Origin of the sequence: Streptosporangium amethystogenes, from assembly GCF_000721075.1 — a bacterium.
Lineage (GTDB): Bacteria > Actinomycetota > Actinomycetes > Streptosporangiales > Streptosporangiaceae > Streptosporangium > Streptosporangium amethystogenes.
Genome location: NZ_JOEQ01000002.1, coordinates 220,932 through 238,000, shown reverse-complemented (window position 1 = coordinate 238,000; position 17,069 = coordinate 220,932). Strand labels below are relative to the sequence as shown.

Annotated in this window: 14 protein-coding genes; 4 read left to right on the top strand and 10 right to left on the bottom strand. The window is 70.3% G+C overall.

The genetic code is table 11. The annotated features are described in order from the left end of the window. Positions 1-55: 55 nt before the first annotated feature. Positions 56-1,456, bottom strand: coding sequence for an NAD(P)/FAD-dependent oxidoreductase (locus tag IG98_RS0102835; protein WP_030904929.1), 1,401 nt, complete (start codon positions 1,454-1,456; stop codon positions 56-58). A 177-nt stretch (positions 1,457-1,633) separates the two neighbouring features. Here IG98_RS0102835 and IG98_RS0102830 point away from each other — a divergent pair, with 177 nt between their 5' ends. Next, positions 1,634-2,665: a GNAT family N-acetyltransferase gene (locus IG98_RS0102830; protein WP_030904928.1), complete on the top strand. Its 1,032-nt coding sequence runs from the start codon at positions 1,634-1,636 to the stop codon at positions 2,663-2,665. A gap of 119 nt (positions 2,666-2,784) precedes the next feature. Here the strand turns inward: IG98_RS0102830 and IG98_RS0102825 are convergent, their stop codons facing one another. Then, the gene (locus IG98_RS0102825) at positions 2,785-3,375 is read right to left on the bottom strand and encodes a Clp protease N-terminal domain-containing protein (protein ID WP_051751413.1); all 591 of its coding nucleotides are present in this window, start codon (positions 3,373-3,375) and stop codon (positions 2,785-2,787) included. Between the two features lie 187 nt (positions 3,376-3,562). Here IG98_RS0102825 and add point away from each other — a divergent pair, with 187 nt between their 5' ends. Further along, positions 3,563-4,597 carry an adenosine deaminase gene (gene add, locus IG98_RS0102820; protein WP_030904926.1) on the top strand — a complete coding sequence of 345 codons (1,035 nt, stop codon included), beginning with the start codon at positions 3,563-3,565 and terminating at the stop codon, positions 4,595-4,597. A gap of 39 nt (positions 4,598-4,636) precedes the next feature. On the opposite strand, the gene IG98_RS50070 is transcribed toward add, so the two are convergent. The 7 genes from IG98_RS50070 to tkt all read right to left on the bottom strand — a co-directional run bounded on the left by IG98_RS50070 (position 4,637) and on the right by tkt (position 13,162). Next, a complete protein-coding gene (locus tag IG98_RS50070; RefSeq protein ID WP_157594116.1) occupies positions 4,637-4,774 on the bottom strand; it encodes a hypothetical protein in 138 nt (45 codons plus the stop codon). 134 nt (positions 4,775-4,908) lie between these two features. Continuing rightward, on the bottom strand, positions 4,909-5,682 hold the full coding sequence (gene pgl / locus IG98_RS0102810) for a 6-phosphogluconolactonase (RefSeq protein WP_030904925.1): 774 nt from the start codon (positions 5,680-5,682) through the stop codon (positions 4,909-4,911). A 53-nt stretch (positions 5,683-5,735) separates the two neighbouring features. Beyond that, on the bottom strand, positions 5,736-6,647 hold the full coding sequence (locus tag IG98_RS0102805; RefSeq protein WP_030904924.1) for a glucose-6-phosphate dehydrogenase assembly protein OpcA: 912 nt from the start codon (positions 6,645-6,647) through the stop codon (positions 5,736-5,738). Then, the gene (gene zwf, locus IG98_RS0102800; RefSeq protein WP_245651378.1) at positions 6,648-8,300 is read right to left on the bottom strand and encodes a glucose-6-phosphate dehydrogenase; all 1,653 of its coding nucleotides are present in this window, start codon (positions 8,298-8,300) and stop codon (positions 6,648-6,650) included. A gap of 19 nt (positions 8,301-8,319) precedes the next feature. Continuing rightward, positions 8,320-9,951 (bottom strand): glucose-6-phosphate isomerase, encoded by a 1,632-nt coding sequence (locus tag IG98_RS0102795; protein WP_030904922.1) that lies wholly within the window; start codon positions 9,949-9,951, stop codon positions 8,320-8,322. A gap of 8 nt (positions 9,952-9,959) precedes the next feature. Next, entirely contained in the window at positions 9,960-11,063 is a 1,104-nt protein-coding gene (gene tal, locus IG98_RS0102790) for a transaldolase (protein WP_030904921.1), read from the bottom strand. 2 nt (positions 11,064-11,065) lie between these two features. Next, the gene (gene tkt / locus IG98_RS0102785; RefSeq protein WP_281178416.1) at positions 11,066-13,162 is read right to left on the bottom strand and encodes a transketolase; all 2,097 of its coding nucleotides are present in this window, start codon (positions 13,160-13,162) and stop codon (positions 11,066-11,068) included. Between the two features lie 607 nt (positions 13,163-13,769). Here tkt and IG98_RS0102780 point away from each other — a divergent pair. After that, positions 13,770-14,723 (top strand): heme o synthase, encoded by a 954-nt coding sequence (locus tag IG98_RS0102780; RefSeq protein WP_030904911.1) that lies wholly within the window; start codon positions 13,770-13,772, stop codon positions 14,721-14,723. Positions 14,724-15,035: 312 nt separating this feature from the next. Then, complete coding sequence (locus tag IG98_RS0102775; RefSeq protein WP_051751411.1) at positions 15,036-16,295, top strand: PrsW family intramembrane metalloprotease; 1,260 nt, start codon at positions 15,036-15,038, stop codon at positions 16,293-16,295. Here the strand turns inward: IG98_RS0102775 and IG98_RS0102770 are convergent. Continuing rightward, positions 16,283-16,963 (bottom strand): SanA/YdcF family protein, encoded by a 681-nt coding sequence (locus IG98_RS0102770; RefSeq protein ID WP_030904906.1) that lies wholly within the window; start codon positions 16,961-16,963, stop codon positions 16,283-16,285. The genes IG98_RS0102775 and IG98_RS0102770 overlap by 13 nt on opposite strands. Positions 16,964-17,069: the final 106 nt, after the last annotated feature.

Genomic DNA, 17,069 nt, shown 5'->3' with positions numbered 1-17,069 from the left:
AGTTTCTCCGGGCGTCCGCCGGCGTCCGGCGTCCGGGGCCGTCTTGCCCCGGCGTTCAGCGTCCGGTGATGGAGTCGGCGACGCGGGCCAGCACCGAGGTACGGCCGAGCCCCGCCTTCTCCCTGGCGTCGGCCCGCCGGTAGAGGTCGTACATGGTGTGCACGCCGATCCACCGCAGCGGTTCCACCTCCCAGCCCCGTACCTTGCGGTCCACCCAGGGCAGGGAGGCGAGCTCGGTGTCCTCGCGCAGGATCAGGTCGCGCAGGGTACGGCCGGCGAGGTTGGTCGTGGTCACCCCGTGGCCGGTGTAGCCGCCCGCCCAGCCGATGCCGGTGGCGTGGTCGACGTGCACGGTGGCGCACCAGTCGCGCGGCACGCCGAGCACTCCGGACCAGGCATGCGCCACCTTCGAGGCCCTGACCGCGGGGAACATCCCGGTCAGCAACTCCCAGAGCGCCTCGATCGTCCACTCGTGGGTGCGGCCCCGCTCGTCCACCCGGGAGCCGTAGAGGTAGGGCTTGCCGCGCCCGCCGAACGCGATCCGGCCGTCGGCGGTGCGCTGGGCGTACATGTAGTAGTGCGCCATGTCGCCGAGCAGCTCGTGGCCCTCCCAGCCGATCTCGTCCCACAACCCGCCCAGCGGCTCGGTGACGATCATCGAGCTGTTCATCGGCAGCCAGGCGCGGTGGTACTGCTTCAGCTCGGCGGTGAAACCCTCGGTGGCGCGGATGACGTAGTCGGCGCGGACCGTGCCGTGCGGCGTGCGGGCCTCGCGCGGGGCGATCTCGGTGACCGGGGTGCGCTCGAAGATCTCCACCCCGAGGTCCCGCACGGTCTGGGCCAGGCCGCGGGCCAGCTTGGCGGGCTGGATCCGGGCGCAGTGCGGGCTCCAGATCGCGCTGACCGCGCCGGCCACCCGCAGGCGCTCCTCCCGCTCCGCCGGATCGAGCAGCCGCACGTCGTCCTCGGTCCAGCCCCAGTGGCGCTCGTGGGCGAGCAGCTGGTGCAGCCGCCGGTCCTGGGCGGCGTTGGTGGCGACCGTGGTGACGCCGCCCTTGACGATCTCGGCCTCGATGCTCTCGTCCTTGGCGACCGCGATGACCTCGTCGATCGCCTCGAACATCACCCGCTGCAGCCGCTTGGCCGCGTCCGCGCCGTGCGTCCTGGCATAGCGCTCGGGGGTGCCCGCCAGCTCGCCGACCAGCCAGCCGCCGTTGCGCCCCGAGGCGCCGTAGCCGGCGAACTCCTTCTCCAGCACCACGACCCGCAGGGTGGGGTCGGCCTTCTTCAGGTAGTAGGCGGTCCACAGGCCGGTGTAACCGGCGCCGACGATGGCCACGTCGGCGTCGAGGTCGCCGCCGAGGGGAGTGCCGGCCGTGGGGATGCCCAGGGAGCGGTACCAGAAGGAGACGTCTCCGTTGACAAAATCCCCAGCCAGGGGAACACGCGTGCTCATGGCCTCATATCCTGCTATATCCGTCTATTATGATGCGCCTGTCAACGGAAATCGTTGCAGAAAAGCAGTCCTGCCACGCAATGAGTGATCCGCTAGATGTAACGGCAGGCTCACTCGTGTGTAGCAGTCCCGTAACAGGGTCAGGTAAGGCTATCCCCCAACAGAGGGAGCATTCTGATGGGGTTTCTGAGGATTCGTACTACCGTTGACGAGCGGCCGGGGCGTCTCGCCTCGCTGGCCGCCGCGCTCGCCGCCAAGGGCGGCAACATCCTGGGCCTGAGCGTCCAGACCGACGCGGACGGCACGGTCGACGAGTTCGTCACGGACATCCCCGCCGGTGCCGAGGCGGTGCGCGAGGCTCTGGAGGCGGCCGGTGGACGCGAGGTCCTGGTCGTCCCCGCCACCGCGCACGAGTTGACGGACGAGCCCACCCGCGTGCTCCTGCTCGCCTCCCGGCTGCGCACCACGCCCTGGCGCCTGCCCGAGCTGCTCGGGGAACTGCTGCGCGCCGACGACTCCCGCTGGGTCTACGGTGCTGAGATGAGCGATCTCCCGGACCCCACGCTGCTCACCGTGCCCGTGGCCCCGCGCCGCGCGATCAGGGTGCGCCGGGCCGAGCTGCCCTTCACCCTGACCGAGGCCGCCCGCGCGGCCTCCTTCGTGCGGCTGGCGCAGCCCCCCGTCGAGCAGGCCGGCGCCGACCGCGACATCACGCTCTCCGACGGCGTCGAGGTCCAGGTCCGCCCGCTCACCCGGCTCTACCGCGAGGCCGTACGCGACCTGCACGACCGCTGCTCGCCCGAGGCGCGCAGGTTCCGCTACTTCACCGCGATGCCCGTGCTGCCGCCGAAGGTCTTCGACCGGCTCTGTGACCGTACGAAGGGGTACTCCATCGTCGCCGGGCACGACGGCCAGGTCGTCGGCCTCGCCAACCTGATGTTCACCTCCGATCCCGGCATCGCCGAGATGGCCTTCCTGGTCGAGGACCGCTGGCAGGGCAGGGGACTGGGTGCCGCACTGGCCCAGATGCTCGTCAGCCAGGCCCGGGACCTGGGCTTCGCCGAGGTCAGGGCCACCCTGCTCGCCGACAACGTGCGGATGCGCAGGCTCCTGGTCTCGCTCGGCGCGACCCTGAGCCAGACAGAGGACCCCGGCGTGGTGGAAGCCAGGCTGGCCGTGGGAGTGATGGCGACGGCATCCCCGAGTTGAACCCATCATTCGGCCTCCTCGTTTCGGGATCGCTCAGGGTTCCCGAAACGAGGAGGGCCCACTCCTACGCCCTCTCGTCAGGACGGACGCGGCGCTGATCCGGGTGTCCTCCCGGGGCCTCAGGGGATCTGCTTCTTCGGTGCGTCGGCGCCCTCGATGGCGTCCAGTCTGCGTTCGATCCGGTCCAGGCTCCCCTGGATGCGCTCCAGTCTGGCCGAGAGCGACGCGCCCATCACCGGAAAACCCTCCTCGGCGGTCACCGCGCGGTCGGGACCGCGCTGCCCGAGCAGCGTGATCACCTGGGCGCGTACGGCGTCCAGGCTCGCCCCCCGCCCGGCCAGCACCCGGGCGGCCACGCCCTCGCTCTCGCGGATCAGGCCGAGCAGGATGTGCTCGGTGCCGATGTAGGTGTGGTGCAGGCCGAGTGCCTCCCGCAGCGACAGTTCGAGCACCTTCTTGGCGTGCGGGGTGAAGGGGATGTGGCTGCCGGGGGTCTCGTCACCCCTGCCGATGATCTCCTCCACGTCGTTCCTGATCCGCTCGCCGTCGATGTCCAGGGCCCGCAGGGCACGGCCGGCGACGCCGTCCTGCTCAAGGACCAGGCCGAGCAGGATGTGCTCGGTGCCGATGTGGTCGTGGCCGAGCCTGCGGGCCTCCTCCTGGGCCAGGACCACGACGCGGCGGGCACGGTCGGTGAAGCGCTCGAACACTATGAGCCTCCGTGAGGGGTGTCGAGGTGCTTGCCCCCACTATGCGCCAGACGTCCGGTGAGCGGGAGGAAAAGCTCCGGTGAGATTCCCGCGCTGCCCGGCATGCGTCGCTTTAATCGTACATTTTAGTGTTAGTTTTGGCGTAAATGGCTTTCGCATCGGGGGAGGGGGTGCGTAGGGTCCCCGCATGACGATCGACGCGTTCATCGACGCCCTCCCCAAGGTCGAGCTCCACGTCCACCTGATCGGCTCCGCCTCGCCCGCCACCGTGCTGGAACTCGCCCGCCGCCACCCCGGCGGGGGCGTCCCCACCGACGAGGAGGGACTGCGCGCGTTCTACCGGTTCCGCGACTTCCCGCACTTCGCCGAGATCTACCAGGCGATCAACGCCCTGGTCCGCGAGCCCGAGGACGTGGCGACCCTGGTGCTCGGCCTGGCCGCGGACCTGGCCCGGCAGAACGGGCGCTACGTCGAGCTGACCGTCACCCCGTACGCGCACCACGTCATGGGCATGCCGATGCGGGAGGTCACCGAGGCACTCGACCTGGCCGCCCGGCGCGCCCGCGAGGAGCACGGCGTGCGGATGGCGTACGTCTTCGACATTCCCGGCGAGTACGGCGTCGAGGCGGCCCGGGTCACCCTGGACCACGCACTTGGAGAACCTCCCCGGGAGCTGGTAGGTTTCGGGCTCGCCGGGATCGAGCAGGAGCGTCCGAAATATCGCGACACCTTCAGGGACGCCTTCCGTGCCGCCATCGCCGCAGGACTGCGCAGCCTGCCGCACGCGGGAGAGATGAGCGGCCCGGAGACCATCTGGGAGGCCCTCGACCACCTGGACGCCGAGCGGATCGGCCACGGCATCGCCTGCGTGAAGGACCCCCGCCTGGTCGCTCACCTGCGCGAGACACAGATCCCGCTGGAGGTCTGCCCCACCTCCAACGTCTGCACCGGCCAGATCGCCCGCATCGAGGAGCACCCGCTGCCCCGCATGATCGAGGAGGGCCTGTTCGTCACCCTCAACAGCGACGACCCGCCCATGTTCGCCACCACCCTGAGCGACGAGTACCGCGTTGCCGCCGAACAGCTGGGCCTGGATCGTGCCACCCTCACCACCCTGGCCCGCAACGCGGTCGAGGCATCGTCCATGGACCCGGCGGGCAAGAAGGAGATCCTCGACGAGATCGACGCTCTCACCACCCAGCCCTCCGAGACGGCCTCCTGACAGCTCATGACGGCCATCTCGAAGGTCGCGATCGTCAGGTCATCTTGATTCGCGATAGGCGCGCCGTCGCCGCGCGGCCTCGCGGAGCACGGGTGCCTCGTCCGGCTCGTCGAGTGAGGCGGCCAACTCGTCGAACCGCTCGGCGGGCATCGGCGTGACATCGAATGGTTCGGCCACCGTCCTCTCCGTTCCGCGGTGTTTGTGTGGCCTCGTCGCGGACCGAAAGCCGCCGTAACGGTAATCAGTGAATCACGCACCGTGATCACGATGGTCGGCGCGGGCCGAACCAAGGCAAAAGCGAGGGGCCGGGCTCAGGGGGAGGAGATCCGGCCCAGGGAGGAGGGGATCTTGGAGGCGGCGGCCCGGTCCAGCAGGAAGAGGGTTCGCCGGCTGCCGCGGGCACCGGCCGCGGGGACCTGCATCGTTCCCGAGTCCGACAGTGCCAGCCGTACCGCTCTCGCCTTCTCCTCACCGGCGGCGATCACCCACACGTCGCGGGAGCCCTGGATGACCGGCAGCGTCAGCGAGACGCGGGTGGGCGGCGGCTTGGGCGAGCCGTGCACCGCCACCACCGGGCGGGTGTCGTACAGGGCGGGCATGCCGGGAAAGAGCGAGGCCACATGGCCGTCCGGGCCCATGCCGAGCATCATGAGGTCGAACGACGGCGCCGGGCCGTGGTCCTCGGGGCGCGAGGCCCGGCGGAGCTCCTCGGCGTAGGCGTCGGCCGACTCCTCGGCGGTCATGCCCGAGTCAGGGCCGCGCATCACGTGCACCCGCTCGGGATCGAGGTCTATGTGGTCCAGCAGGGCCTTGCGGGCGCCGGTCTCGTTGCGCTCGGGGTCACCGGCCGGCAGGAAACGCTCGTCGCCCCACCAGACGTCCACCTTGCGCCAGTCGACGGCGTCCCTGGCCGGGGAGGCGGCGATCTCGGCGAGGGTGGCGAGGCCGACGGTGCCGCCGGTCAGGACCAGATGGGCCGAGCCCTTGGCCGCCTGGGCGTCGATGGCACGGATGATCACCCGGGCGGCGACGGCCTTGGCGAGCACGTCGGCGTCGCGATGGATGATCACAGTGGGAACGCTCACGGACTTCTCTTTCGAAAAAGGCGCCCCGCGGTGGTCCGCGGGGCGCTGACGACTCAGGACTTACGGGTCCGGGCGAGCCGCTGGATCGCGGCCGCGTAGATCTCGTCGGGGTCCAGCCGCCGCAGCTCCTCGGCGAGCAGGTCCGACGTCGGGCGTCGGGCCAGCGCGACCCGGCGGTCCGGCTGACCGGGACGAGAGAGCATGGCCAGGCGCCCGTCGCCCCGGGTGATGGTGATGTCACCGTCGCCCGAGACCAGCTTGACGGAGGTCAGACCGGGGCCGGAGGAGTCGGAGACCTTCACCGGCGCGCCGAGGCGCTCACCGAGCCAGGCCGCCAGCAGCAGGGCGCTGGCATGGCCGGGCACGGCCTCCACGGTGCCCCGCTTGACCTTGGCCACCGGCTGGTCGAACGCGGCGGCCAGCAGGCTCCGCCATGTCGTCAGCCGGGTCCAGGCCAGGTCGGTGTCGCCGGGCACGTACCCGCGGGCCCGGCCGGCGATCGCCTTGACCGAGTCGGGTGCGGACCGCGCGTCGACGATGCGACGCTGGGCCAGCATGCCGATCGGATCCGCGGCCGGGACCTCGGGACAGTCGCTGGGCCACCAGGCGACCACCGGGGTGTCGGTGAGCAGCAGCGGGCTGACCACCGAGTCGGCGTGCCTGGTCAGCTCCCCGTACAGACGGAGCAGTATCACCTCGCCCGGGGTCGACTCGCCGAACCGGATCTCGGCGTCGAGCCGGTTGGGCTCGCTCGGGTCGCGAGGAATGACGACCAGTATCCGGGAGGGGTGCTCCCTGGCCGCCTCGGTCGCCGCCCGGACCGCGTCGTACTGGTCGCTCTCGCCACAGACCACCACCAGGGTCAGCACCATGCCGACCGCCGGGGTGCCCATCTGGTGGCGCAGGTGGGTGAGCTGTGAGGAGATCTTCGAGGCGTTCGTGCCACTGAGCATGAAGCTGGTCATCTACAACCGCCTCCAGACGTGCCCGTCGCGGGCCATCATCTCGTCGGCCGAGGCCGGTCCCCAGGTGCCTGCGGGATACTCCTCCGGCGGGCCCTGGGTGCTCCAGAAGTCCTCGATCGGGTCGAGGATCTTCCAGGACAGTTCGACCTCGCGCTGGTGCGGGAAGAGCGGCGGGTCGCCGATCAGCACGTCGAGCAGCAGCCGCTCGTAGGCCTCGGGGGAGGACTCCATGAACGACTCGCCGTAGGCGAAGTCCATCGAGACGTCCCTGACCTCCATGGCGGTGCCCGGCACCTTGGAACCGAACCGCACGGTGATGCCCTCGTCCGGCTGCACCCGGATGACCAGGGCGTTCTGCCCGAGTATCTCGGTGTCGTCCTTGCTGAACGGAAGGTGTGGCGCGCGCTGGAACACCACGGCCACCTCGGTGACCCGCCGGCTGAGCCTTTTGCCGGTGCGCAGGTAGAACGGCACCCCCGCCCAACGCCGGTTGGCGATCTCCAGCTTGATGGCGGCGTAGGTCTCGGTGATCGAGTCGGGCGGGATGCCCTCCTCCTGCGTGTAGCCGATGACCGGCTCGCCGCCCTGCCAACCGGCCCCGTAACGACCGCGCGCGGTGGTCAGCGACAGGTCCGACGGCAGCCGCACCGCCTTGAGGACCTTCTCCTTCTCCCTGCGCAGCGAGTCGGCTCCGAACGACGTCGGATCCTCCATGCCGACCAGGGCCAGCAACTGCAGCAGGTGGTTCTGGATCACGTCGCGCGCCGCGCCGATGCCGTCGTAGTAGCCGGCCCGGCCGCCGATGCCGATGTCCTCGGCCATCGTGATCTGCACGTGGTCGACATAACCCCGGTTCCAGATCGGCTCGAACAGGTTGTTGGCGAACCGCAGCGCCAGGATGTTCTGGACGGTCTCCTTGCCCAGGTAGTGGTCTATGCGGAACACCGAGCTCTCCGGGAAGACCGCGCTGGTGATCGCGTTGAGCTCCTGGGCGCTTCGCAGGTCGTGCCCGAACGGCTTCTCGATCACCACCCGGCGCCAGGAGCCCCCGGGACCGTCCGCCAGGTCGGTCCGCTTCAGCTGCTGGACCACGACGGGGAAGAACTTCGGCGGCACCGACAGGTAGAAGCCGTAGTTGCCGCCGGTGCCCCGGGTCTCGTCGATCTCCTTGAGCATCATCGCCAGCGCGTCGAAGGCGCCGTCGTCGGTGAACTCACCGCGGCAGAAGAAGATGCCCTCCGACAGCTGCTTCCAGACCTCCTCGCGGAACGGCGTGCGCGCGTGTTCCTTGACGGCGTCGTGGGTCAGCTGCGCGAAGTCCTGGTCCTCCCAGTCACGGCGGGCGAAGCCGACCAGGGAGAAGCCCGGGGGCAGTAGCCCCCGGTTCGCCAGGTCGTAGATCGCCGGTAGCAGCTTCTTGCGTGCCAGGTCGCCGGTCACGCCGAACAGCACCAGCACGCACGGCCCCGCCACGCGCGGCAGGCGCTTGTCGCGCGGATCGCGCAGCGGGTTGGACTCGATCAGGGCCTCGGTGATGCCGGCGATCGAGGCGGCGGTGGCTGTGGTGACCGCTCCCTCGTGCGCGGTGCCCGTGGCGGTGAGTTCCTCGGCCCGAGGCCGGTCGGCCTGGGGTTGGGGGTTCTCCCTGCTCATTCGAACCTCCGGCGACCCATCAGACCTCCCGTGAGGCGGCGAGCAGGTGCGCGACACCGGCGACGCGGTCGGTCAGGTGCAGTCGCACGGCGGGGCGCCCCCGGCTGGCCAGGGCGCCCAGGTCGCCCAGTGCCTGGGCGAGCTGGAGGCGGCCCAGGGTGTAGGACTTGCCGGGAACCTCCAGGTCGTTCTCGACGGCCCCGGTGATCTGCAGGAACACCCCGTTCTGCGGGCCGCCCTTGTGGTACTGGCCGGTGGAGTGCAGGAAGCGGGGCCCCCACCCGAAGGTGACCGGCCGCTCGGTGCGGACCGCGAGCATCCCGCGGAGCGTGGCCGGGTCGGCCGCGCTCCACACGTCCGTCATCTCCTCGAACGAGGCGCCCTCGGGGTACGGGGCGTCGAAGGCCGCCTCCCTGTCGAGGTAGGCCATCACCGCGAGGTAGCCGTCGGAGGGGATCGCCTCCAGCAGCCCAGTGAGCACGTCGGACAGGTTCTTGGGGGCCTCCATGCCCGGCGGCAGCTCGCCGTGGACCTCCACCGGACCGTCGACGAGGATCGGGGCGCCGACCGGCAGCTCGCTCCGGCCGAGCAGCTTGGCGGTGTTCTCCTTGGACTCGGCCACGTTCGGCTGGTTGAACGGGTCGATGCCCAGGACGCGCCCGGCGACGGCCGTGGCGTACTCCCAGACGAGGAACTGCGCGCCCAGCGGGCCGGCGACGGTCACCACGCCGTCGGTGTCGATCCCGGCGAGCAGCTCGTCGTCGGCGTCGCCGGGGTCGGCGCCCACGACGGGCAGGATGCCCTTGCCGGACTTGCCGGTGGACTCGGCGATCAGCTGCTCGATCCAGTCGGGCAGGCCGTTGATCTCCGAAAGGCCGTCCTCGATCACCAGCTTGTCGCGCCCGGCCACCGCGGCGGCCCCCAGGGCGGCGCCCAGGTCGAGGCCGGGGTTGCCCTCCGAGCGCGACAGCAGCGGCAGCACCTCGGCGGCGTCGTCGAGCAGCTGCTCGACGTCGGCGCCCGCCAGCGCGCTGGGCACCAGCCCGAAAGCGGTCAGGGCGCTGTAGCGGCCGCCCACGTTCGGGTCGGCCAGGACCACCCGGTAGCCCGCCTCGCGGGCGCTGAGCTCCAGCGGCGAGCCCGGGTCGGTGATGACGACGATCCTGCTCGCCGGGTCGATCCCGGCGTCGCGGAAGGCCTTCTCGTAGATCCGCCGGTGGCTGTCGGTCTCGACGGTGCCGCCGCTCTTGCTGGCGACGACCAGCAGCGTGCTCTCCAGCCGGTCCTCCAGCGCGCGGCGTACCTGGCCGGGGTCGGTGGTGTCGAGCACGGTCAGCGGTACGTCGGCGGAGCCGGTGATGACCTCGGGAGCGAGGGAGGAACCGCCCATGCCCGCCAGGACCACGTGGTCCAGGCCCTCGGCACGGGCCCACTCCACCAGTTCGCCGATCTGGCCGAGCAGCGGCCTGCTCGTCAGCGGGAGGTTGAGCCAGCCGAGCCGGACGGCCGCCTCGGGCCCGGCCTCCGGGCCCCACAGCGTGGGGTCGCCGGCGGCCAGGGACTGGGGGACCCCCTCGGAGACGAGCCGGCCGGCCGTCTCCGAGGCCTGTTCGGTGAGGTCGTCCTCGCCGAACGTCACGGACACTGACATGTGCTCCCTCATGCCTTCTTCAGCTCGGCGGCGACGGTCGCCAGCAGCTCGGTCCAGGAGGCCTCGAACTTGTCCACGCCGTCCTCTTCCAGGAACCTCACGACGTCGTCGTAGTCGATGCCGATCTCCTTGAGCGCGGCCATGGTGTTCCAGGCCTCCTCGTAGGAGGGACGGACCGTGTCACCGGTGATCCTGCCATGGTCGGCCGTCGCCTCGAGGGTCTTCTCCGGCATCGTGTTGACGCTGCCGGAGGTGACCAGCCCGTCGACGTAGAGAGTGTCCGGGTAGTCGGGGTTCTTGGTACCGGTGGAGGCCCACAGGGGGCGCTGTGGCCGGGCTCCGGCCAGGGCCAGCGCCTGCCAGCGCGGGGAGGCGACGACCTCCTCGAAGGCGGCGAAGGCCAGCCGGGCGTTGGCGAGCGCGGCCTTCCCCTTCAGCGCCAGGGCCTCGGGGGTGCCGATCTTGTCCAGGCGCTTGTCGATCTCGCCGTCCAGCCGGCTGACGAAGAACGAGGCCACCGACTCGATGCCCGACAGGTCGAGGCCCTTGGCCTTGGCCTGCTCAAGGCCGCTCAGCCAGGCGTTCATCACGGCGCGGTAGCGCTCCAGGGAGAAGATCAGCGTGACGTTGACGCTGATGCCCTCGGAGATCGCCCGGGTGATCGCGGGCAGGCCCTCGGCGGTGGCCGGGATCTTGATGAACAGGTTGGGCCGGTCGACCAGCCACCACAGCGCGCGCGCCTCGGCGATGGTCTTCTCCGTCTCCCGGGCCAGGCGTGGGTCGACCTCGATCGACACCCGGCCGTCCACGGTGCCGGTGGCGTCGTAGACGGGGCGCAGCACGTCGGCGGCCCAGCGGATGTCGTAGGTGGTGATGGAGCGCACCGCCTCCTCGACGTCGACGCCGCGGATCTTCAGATCATGCAGCTGGGTGTCGTAGGCGTCGCCCTTGCTCAGCGCGGAGGCGAAGATCGTCGGGTTGGAGGTGACGCCGACCACCTGCCGGTCGCGGATCAGCGACTGGAGATTGCCGGTACGCAGGCGCTCGCGGCTGATGTCGTCCAGCCATATGGAGACGCCCTGCTCGGAGAGTTTCCTCAGGATCTCACTCATGATCAGTTTCCTGTCGTCTCGCCCTTGTCGGCTCCGGTCTTGGCGAGGCTCGCCTTGGCTGCGGCGACCACGCGCTCGGCGGTCAGGCCGAACTGCTCGTAGAGGGTCCTGTAGGGAGCCGAGGCACCGAAGTGCTCCAGGCTGACCACCTCCCCCTCATCTCCCACGAACTCCCGCCAGCCCAGTGAGATTCCCGCCTCCACCGCCACCCGCGCGCGGACCGAGGAGGGCAGCACCGTCTGCCGGTAGGCCGTGTCCTGGGTGTGGAACCACTCCACGCACGGCATCGACACGACTCGGGTGGCGATGCCCTCCGCCTCCAGGATCTCGCGGGCCTCGACGGCCAGTTCGACCTCGGAGCCGGTGCCGATCAGGACCACGGCGGGCTGCCCGTTGGAGGCCTCCCGCAGAATGTAGCCGCCACGGGCGACCTTCGTCGCGTCGCGGGTGCCCTCGTAGACCGGCAGGTTCTGGCGGGTCAGCGCCAGCGCGGCCGGGCGGTCGTTGTGCTCCAGCACGACCTGCCAGGCGGCGGCCGTCTCGTTGGCGTCGGCGGGGCGGACCACGTCGAGGCCGGGGATGGCGCGCAGCGACCACAGGTGCTCGATGGGCTGGTGCGTCGGGCCGTCCTCGCCCAGGCCGATGGAGTCGTGCGTCCACACGTAGGTGACCGGCAGCCTCATCAGCGCCGCCAGTCGCACGGCCGGGCGCATGTAGTCGCTGAAGACCAGGAACGTGCCACCGTAGGGGCGGGTGCCGTTGTGCAGCGCGATGCCGTTGAGGATCGCTCCCATCCCGTGCTCGCGGATGCCGAAGTGCAGCGTGCGGCCGTAGGGGTTGCCCGGGAAGTCCTTGGTCTGGAACTCGTCGGGGATGAAGGACGGCTCGCCCTTCATCGTGGTGTTGTTGGACTCGGCCAGGTCGGCCGAGCCGCCCCACAGCTCGGGCAGCACCGGCGCGAGGCTGTTGAGCACCTCGCCGGAGGCCTTGCGGGTGGCGACGGAGGAGCCGACCTCGAAGATCGGCAGCGCCTCGCTCCAGCCGGCGGGGAGCTGCCGCACGGAGATGCGGTCGAACTCGGCGGCCCGCTCGGGGTTGGCCTCGCGCCAGCTCCGGTAGAGCTTGTCCCAATCGGTCCGCGCGGCACGGCCGCGCTTGACGACCTCGCGGGCGTGCTCCAGGACCTCGGCGGGAACGTCGAAGCTCTTGGCCTCGTCAAGGCCCAGGACCTTCTTGGTGGCGGCGACCTCGTCGGCACCCAGCGCCGAGCCGTGGATCTTGCCGGTGTTCTTCTTGTTGGGTGCGGGCCAGCCGATGATCGTGCGCAGCCGGATGAACGACGGCCTGCCGGTCTCGGCGCGGGCGGCCTCCAGCGCCTGGTACAGCGCCTCGACGTCCTCGACGTAGTCGCCGGTCCGCGTCCAGTCGACGGTCTGGGTGTGCCAGCCGTACGCCTCGTAGCGCTTGACGACGTCCTCGCTCAGCGCGATCTGGGTGTCGTCCTCGATCGAGATGTGGTTGCTGTCGAAGACGACGGTCAGGTTGCCCAGTCTCTGGTGGCCCGCGAGGGCGCTGACCTCGTGGCTGATGCCCTCCTCGATGTCCCCCTCGGAGGCGATGCACCAGATGTGGTGGTCGAACGGGCTCGCGCCCTGCGCCGCGTCCGGATCGAACAGACCACGCTCGCGGCGGGCGGCCATGGCCATGCCGACCGCGTTGCCCAGGCCCTGGCCCAGCGGCCCCGTGGTGGTCTCGACGCCGACGGTGTGGCCGTGCTCGGGGTGGCCGGGGGTCAGGCTCTCCCACTGGCGCAGAGCCTTGAGGTCGTCCAGGCTCAGGCCGTAGCCCGACAGGTAGAGCTGAATGTAGAGGGTCAGACTGGTGTGGCCGGCCGAAAGGACGAACCGGTCACGGCCCACCCAGGAGGGGTCTGACGGATCATGCCGCATCACCTGCTGGAACAGCAGGTACGCGGCGGGCGCCAGGCTCATCGCGGTGCCCGGGTGGCCCGAGCCCGCCTTCTCTACCGCATCCATGGCCAGGGCCCGCACGACATCGACCGCGCGGCGGTCCAGGTCGCTCCATTCAAGGGCTGGCACGAGTTCGCTGCTCAACTGCTCGGTCTCCGGATCTAATAGTGTGATGGTGGCGCCGGTCTGGTATTTCCCGCCCACATGGGACCCTAACGGTTTCGGCCGCGTTAGCTGAGTACCGGCCAGGGCTCCGGGCTTCGGGGCGGGGAAGGTTTGCGGGAAAGTGCCTGCCAGGGCGCAAGCGTGCCTCGCCCCTCCGCGTTTCGCTGTCGATCAGGGCGAAATCCAGTGCAGTGCTCGGGTCGCCGCCGGGCGGGCGGAGACGTTAAACGCCTGCGGAGCTGGGACAAGACCTGAACACACTCGGGCACTTGGCTGTGAGACAGGAACCCACCAAGATGTCGCGCAGACGACATGGCAGGGATCTTCGGCGTTCCCGCCGGAGAGGGCGTCAACGTGGCGTAGATCGATCCGGGGCGGTTCCGTCAGATCGGCGGTCGGCGCGTTTCCCCGGCACGGCGGGTGTCGCCTCGTGAGGCTTCCGCACCCCGTGCCGGGACCGGACTCCCCTGCAACTACAGTGAGTCCTCAAAGGCTGGCTGGTGCCCGCATCCATGGATCCGCTCTAATCAGAGGTTACGCGTTGACCCCGCACGTGCTGGAAGCGCCTTAGATGGTGCTCACCGACAAGCAATCGACGGTCCTGCCCGAGGCGGACGCGGCCGAACACGCCGCGTCTCGTTCCTTCGGCGACGTCGTGAAGGCCTACGTCGCCCTCACGAAGCCGCGGATCATCGAGCTGCTGCTGATCACGACGCTGCCGGTGATGTTCCTGGCGGCCAAGGGCCTGCCACCGCTGTGGATCGCCGTCAACACCCTGGTGTTCGGCACCCTGTCGGCGGGCAGTGCGAACGCCCTGAACTGCTACATCGACCGTGACATCGACGCGGCCATGCGCCGCACCCGGCGCCGTCCGCTCGCCCGCGACCTGGTGCCGCCGACCAACGCGCTGATCTTCGGGATCATTCTCGGGGTGCTGTCGACCCTTGGCCTCGGGTTGACCGTGAACTGGCTCGCCGCCGGCCTGTCGCTGGCCGCGAACCTGTTCTACGTGCTCGTCTACTCGATGATCCTCAAGCGGCGGACCTCGCAGAACGTGGTGTGGGGGGGGATCGCGGGCTGCATGCCGGTGCTGATCGGCTGGGCCGGTGTCACCGGCAGCCTCGACTGGGCCCCCGTGGTGCTCTTCGGCGTGGTGTTCTTCTGGACGCCTCCGCACACCTGGACCCTCGCCATGCGCTACAAGGAGGACTACGCCGCGGCGAAGGTCCCCATGCTTCCGGTGGTCGCCACCGAGCGCCGGGTGGTGCTGGAGAGCATCGTCTACACCTGGGCGACGGTGCTCTGCTCGCTGCTGCTGTGGCCGGTGGCCGGAACCACCCTGCTCTACCCCGCCGTCGCCGCCGTCCTCGGCGCCGCCTGCCTGTGGGAGGTTCACCGCCTCCTCGGCCGGGTCAACGCGGGCAAGACGGGGGTCGATCTGCGCCCGATGCGCTTCTTCCACTGGTCCAACGCCTACCTGGCGCTGCTCTTCCTCGCCGTCGCCATCGACTCGATGTTCGTCTGAGCCCTCTCACAGATACGCTCTCCTGCCACATGCCCGTTTCCGCGTCTCGTTCGAGGGGGAGACGTCTCCCGGGTGGGGAACACGTTTTCTTGCCCGGCCCGGGCCGGGCCTGGTCGTGGGGAGGGCAACTCATGGTCGTCGGAAAACCTCGGGAGCCGGATCACCGCTCCGGTCCCGGGGCCGTTCCAGGGCTCGGCATGGTTTCCGTATCCGGGGGGTGGAGTGCCGGCCGTCGGGCGCCGATCGTAGACCTTCGCGCTGAGATATCCCGGTTTGATTCATGGGGCGGAAGTCAACGGTTACGGTTGCCTCATGGCCAGCCGTGACCCCCGGTGGGTGCTCAGGGATCGCCCGTCGCTCGCGCTGATCACCGGACTCGTCCTGACGGGACTGTGCGGCCTGGTGTCGCTCTCCTTCGACGTGCTGAACGGCGACCCCGTCTATTTCTTCATCGCCCTGATCCTCGCGCTGGCGCCCGTTCCCGTGCTGCTGGCCGCGGTGCTGGCGCTCGACCGGATCGAGCCCGAGCCGCGAGGCAATCTGATCTTCGCGTTCGCCTGGGGAGCGGGCGTGGCGGTCCTGGTCGCCGGGGTCGTCAACTCCCTCGGCCTCGTCTACATCGAGAACGCCGCCGGGCTCGGCTACGACTACGCGCGCAACATCGCCGCCACGTTCGGTGCCCCGGTGGTCGAGGAGACGATGAAGGGCCTGGTGCTGCTGGGCCTGCTCAGGTTCAGGCGCGCGGAGCTCGACGGGCCCACCGACGGCATCATCTACGCCAGCATGGTCGGCCTCGGCTTCGCCATGAGCGAGAACGTCAGCTACTACGTGGCCGCGCTCGACGACATGGGCGCGCAGGGCCTGGCGGTGACCGTCGTGCTGCGCGGCATCCTCTCACCGTTCGCCCACCCGCTGTTCACCTCCATGATCGGTGTCGCGGTGGCCTACGCGGCGCAGCGCCGGGGGCCTGGCCGGATCTTCGTCATCGCCGCCGGGTGGATCGGCGCGATGCTGCTGCACGGCATCTGGAATGGTTTCGCCTCCTACGTCGGCTTCGCCGGCCTGGCCATCGCCTACCTGCTGCTGATGATCGTGCTGTTCGTGCTGATCTGGATCATCTTCCGCGACCGCAAGCGGATCATCGGGCTCATCCAGACCTACCTGCCCGCCTACTGGGCGACGGGACTGGTCTCCTCGTACGACGTCGCGATGCTCTCCTCCCTGCCGGGGCGCCGCCACGCCAGGAAGTGGGCCAGGAACAACGGCGGCAGGGCGGGCCTGCGGGCGATGAGCGACTACCAGCTCGCGGCCACCGAGCTGGGCCTGCTCCACGAGCGGGCCAGGGGGCACGTGATCGACGAGCGTACGTTCAACGAGGAGCAGCGGGCGCTGCTGGAGTGCATGGCCGCCTCCCGCGCTCAGTTCACCCCGCAGCCACCACCGCAGCCCCCCGGCGGCAACGTCCCGCCGGGGAACTCGCCGTATCCGTGGGACGGTGCCCCCGGGACCTCGGGGCACCCCGACGCCGCCCAGTGGCGTCCGCCCCCAGGGCGCGGCGTTCACCCCGACTGAAGCGCGGCCTGCAGGGAGGTCTCGCGCGGCCCGGGGAAGACGGGAGCGGAGTCGAGGACCACGGCGTCGAGGAGGCCCTTCGCGGAGGCGGCGAACTCGCGGGCCGCGTAGACGTAGGTGGAGGCCCACCGCCGGGAGGAGTCGTCGCCCACGCCGAAGGTCTCCAGGCCCGCCGTACGGCACAGGGTGACGGCTCTGGGCAGGTGGAAGAGCTGGGTGACCACGGTGAGGCGGGTGGCGCCGAACACGGCGCGGGCGCGCACGCACGAGTCCCAGGTGTCGAAACCGGCGTAGTCGAGGACGAGCGCCCTGGCCGGTATGCCACGGGCGAGCAGGTAGTCGCGCATCACGGTCGGCTCGTCGTACTCGATCCGCCCGTTGTCGCCCGACAGCAGGATCGCCCTGACCTTGCCGGCCCGGTACAGCTCGGCGGAGATGTCCAGCCGTCTGGCCAGCATCGGGGAAGGGCTGCCCCCGAAGGCGGCCGCCCCCAGTACCAGCGCCACCGGCGCCTCGGGAACCCCGGCGATCCAGCCGGGTGAGGAGTCCGCGACCGCCCGGTGGCCGGAGCTGGTCAGCCAGACCCAGGTCAGCGGTGCGAGGGCCAGGACGCTCAGCAGCACCGCGCCTTGGTAGGAGAGCCGGAGGAACCTTCGCGACAGCGGCATCCGGCCATTGTCGCGGTCAGGTGACGGCCGAGTCGAACGCGTCCGGTGGGTCGGGATCCTCCGGACAGGTTTCCACACGGCCGTCGCGGGCCTTTCCCGGCGGGAG

Coding starts and splice junctions, on each gene's coding strand:
- IG98_RS0102835 (WP_030904929.1), bottom strand. CDS start 1,456: ATGAGCACGCGTGTTCCCCTGGCTGGGGATTTTGTCAACGGAGACGTC.
- IG98_RS0102830 (WP_030904928.1), top strand. CDS start 1,634: ATGGGGTTTCTGAGGATTCGTACTACCGTTGACGAGCGGCCGGGGCGT.
- add (WP_030904926.1), top strand. CDS start 3,563: ATGACGATCGACGCGTTCATCGACGCCCTCCCCAAGGTCGAGCTCCAC.
- IG98_RS0102805 (WP_030904924.1), bottom strand. CDS start 6,647: ATGACCAGCTTCATGCTCAGTGGCACGAACGCCTCGAAGATCTCCTCA.
- zwf (WP_245651378.1), bottom strand. CDS start 8,300: ATGAGCAGGGAGAACCCCCAACCCCAGGCCGACCGGCCTCGGGCCGAG.
- IG98_RS0102795 (WP_030904922.1), bottom strand. CDS start 9,951: ATGTCAGTGTCCGTGACGTTCGGCGAGGACGACCTCACCGAACAGGCC.
- tal (WP_030904921.1), bottom strand. CDS start 11,063: ATGAGTGAGATCCTGAGGAAACTCTCCGAGCAGGGCGTCTCCATATGG.
- IG98_RS0102780 (WP_030904911.1), top strand. CDS start 13,770: ATGGTGCTCACCGACAAGCAATCGACGGTCCTGCCCGAGGCGGACGCG.
- IG98_RS0102775 (WP_051751411.1), top strand. CDS start 15,036: ATGGCCAGCCGTGACCCCCGGTGGGTGCTCAGGGATCGCCCGTCGCTC.
- IG98_RS0102770 (WP_030904906.1), bottom strand. CDS start 16,963: ATGCCGCTGTCGCGAAGGTTCCTCCGGCTCTCCTACCAAGGCGCGGTG.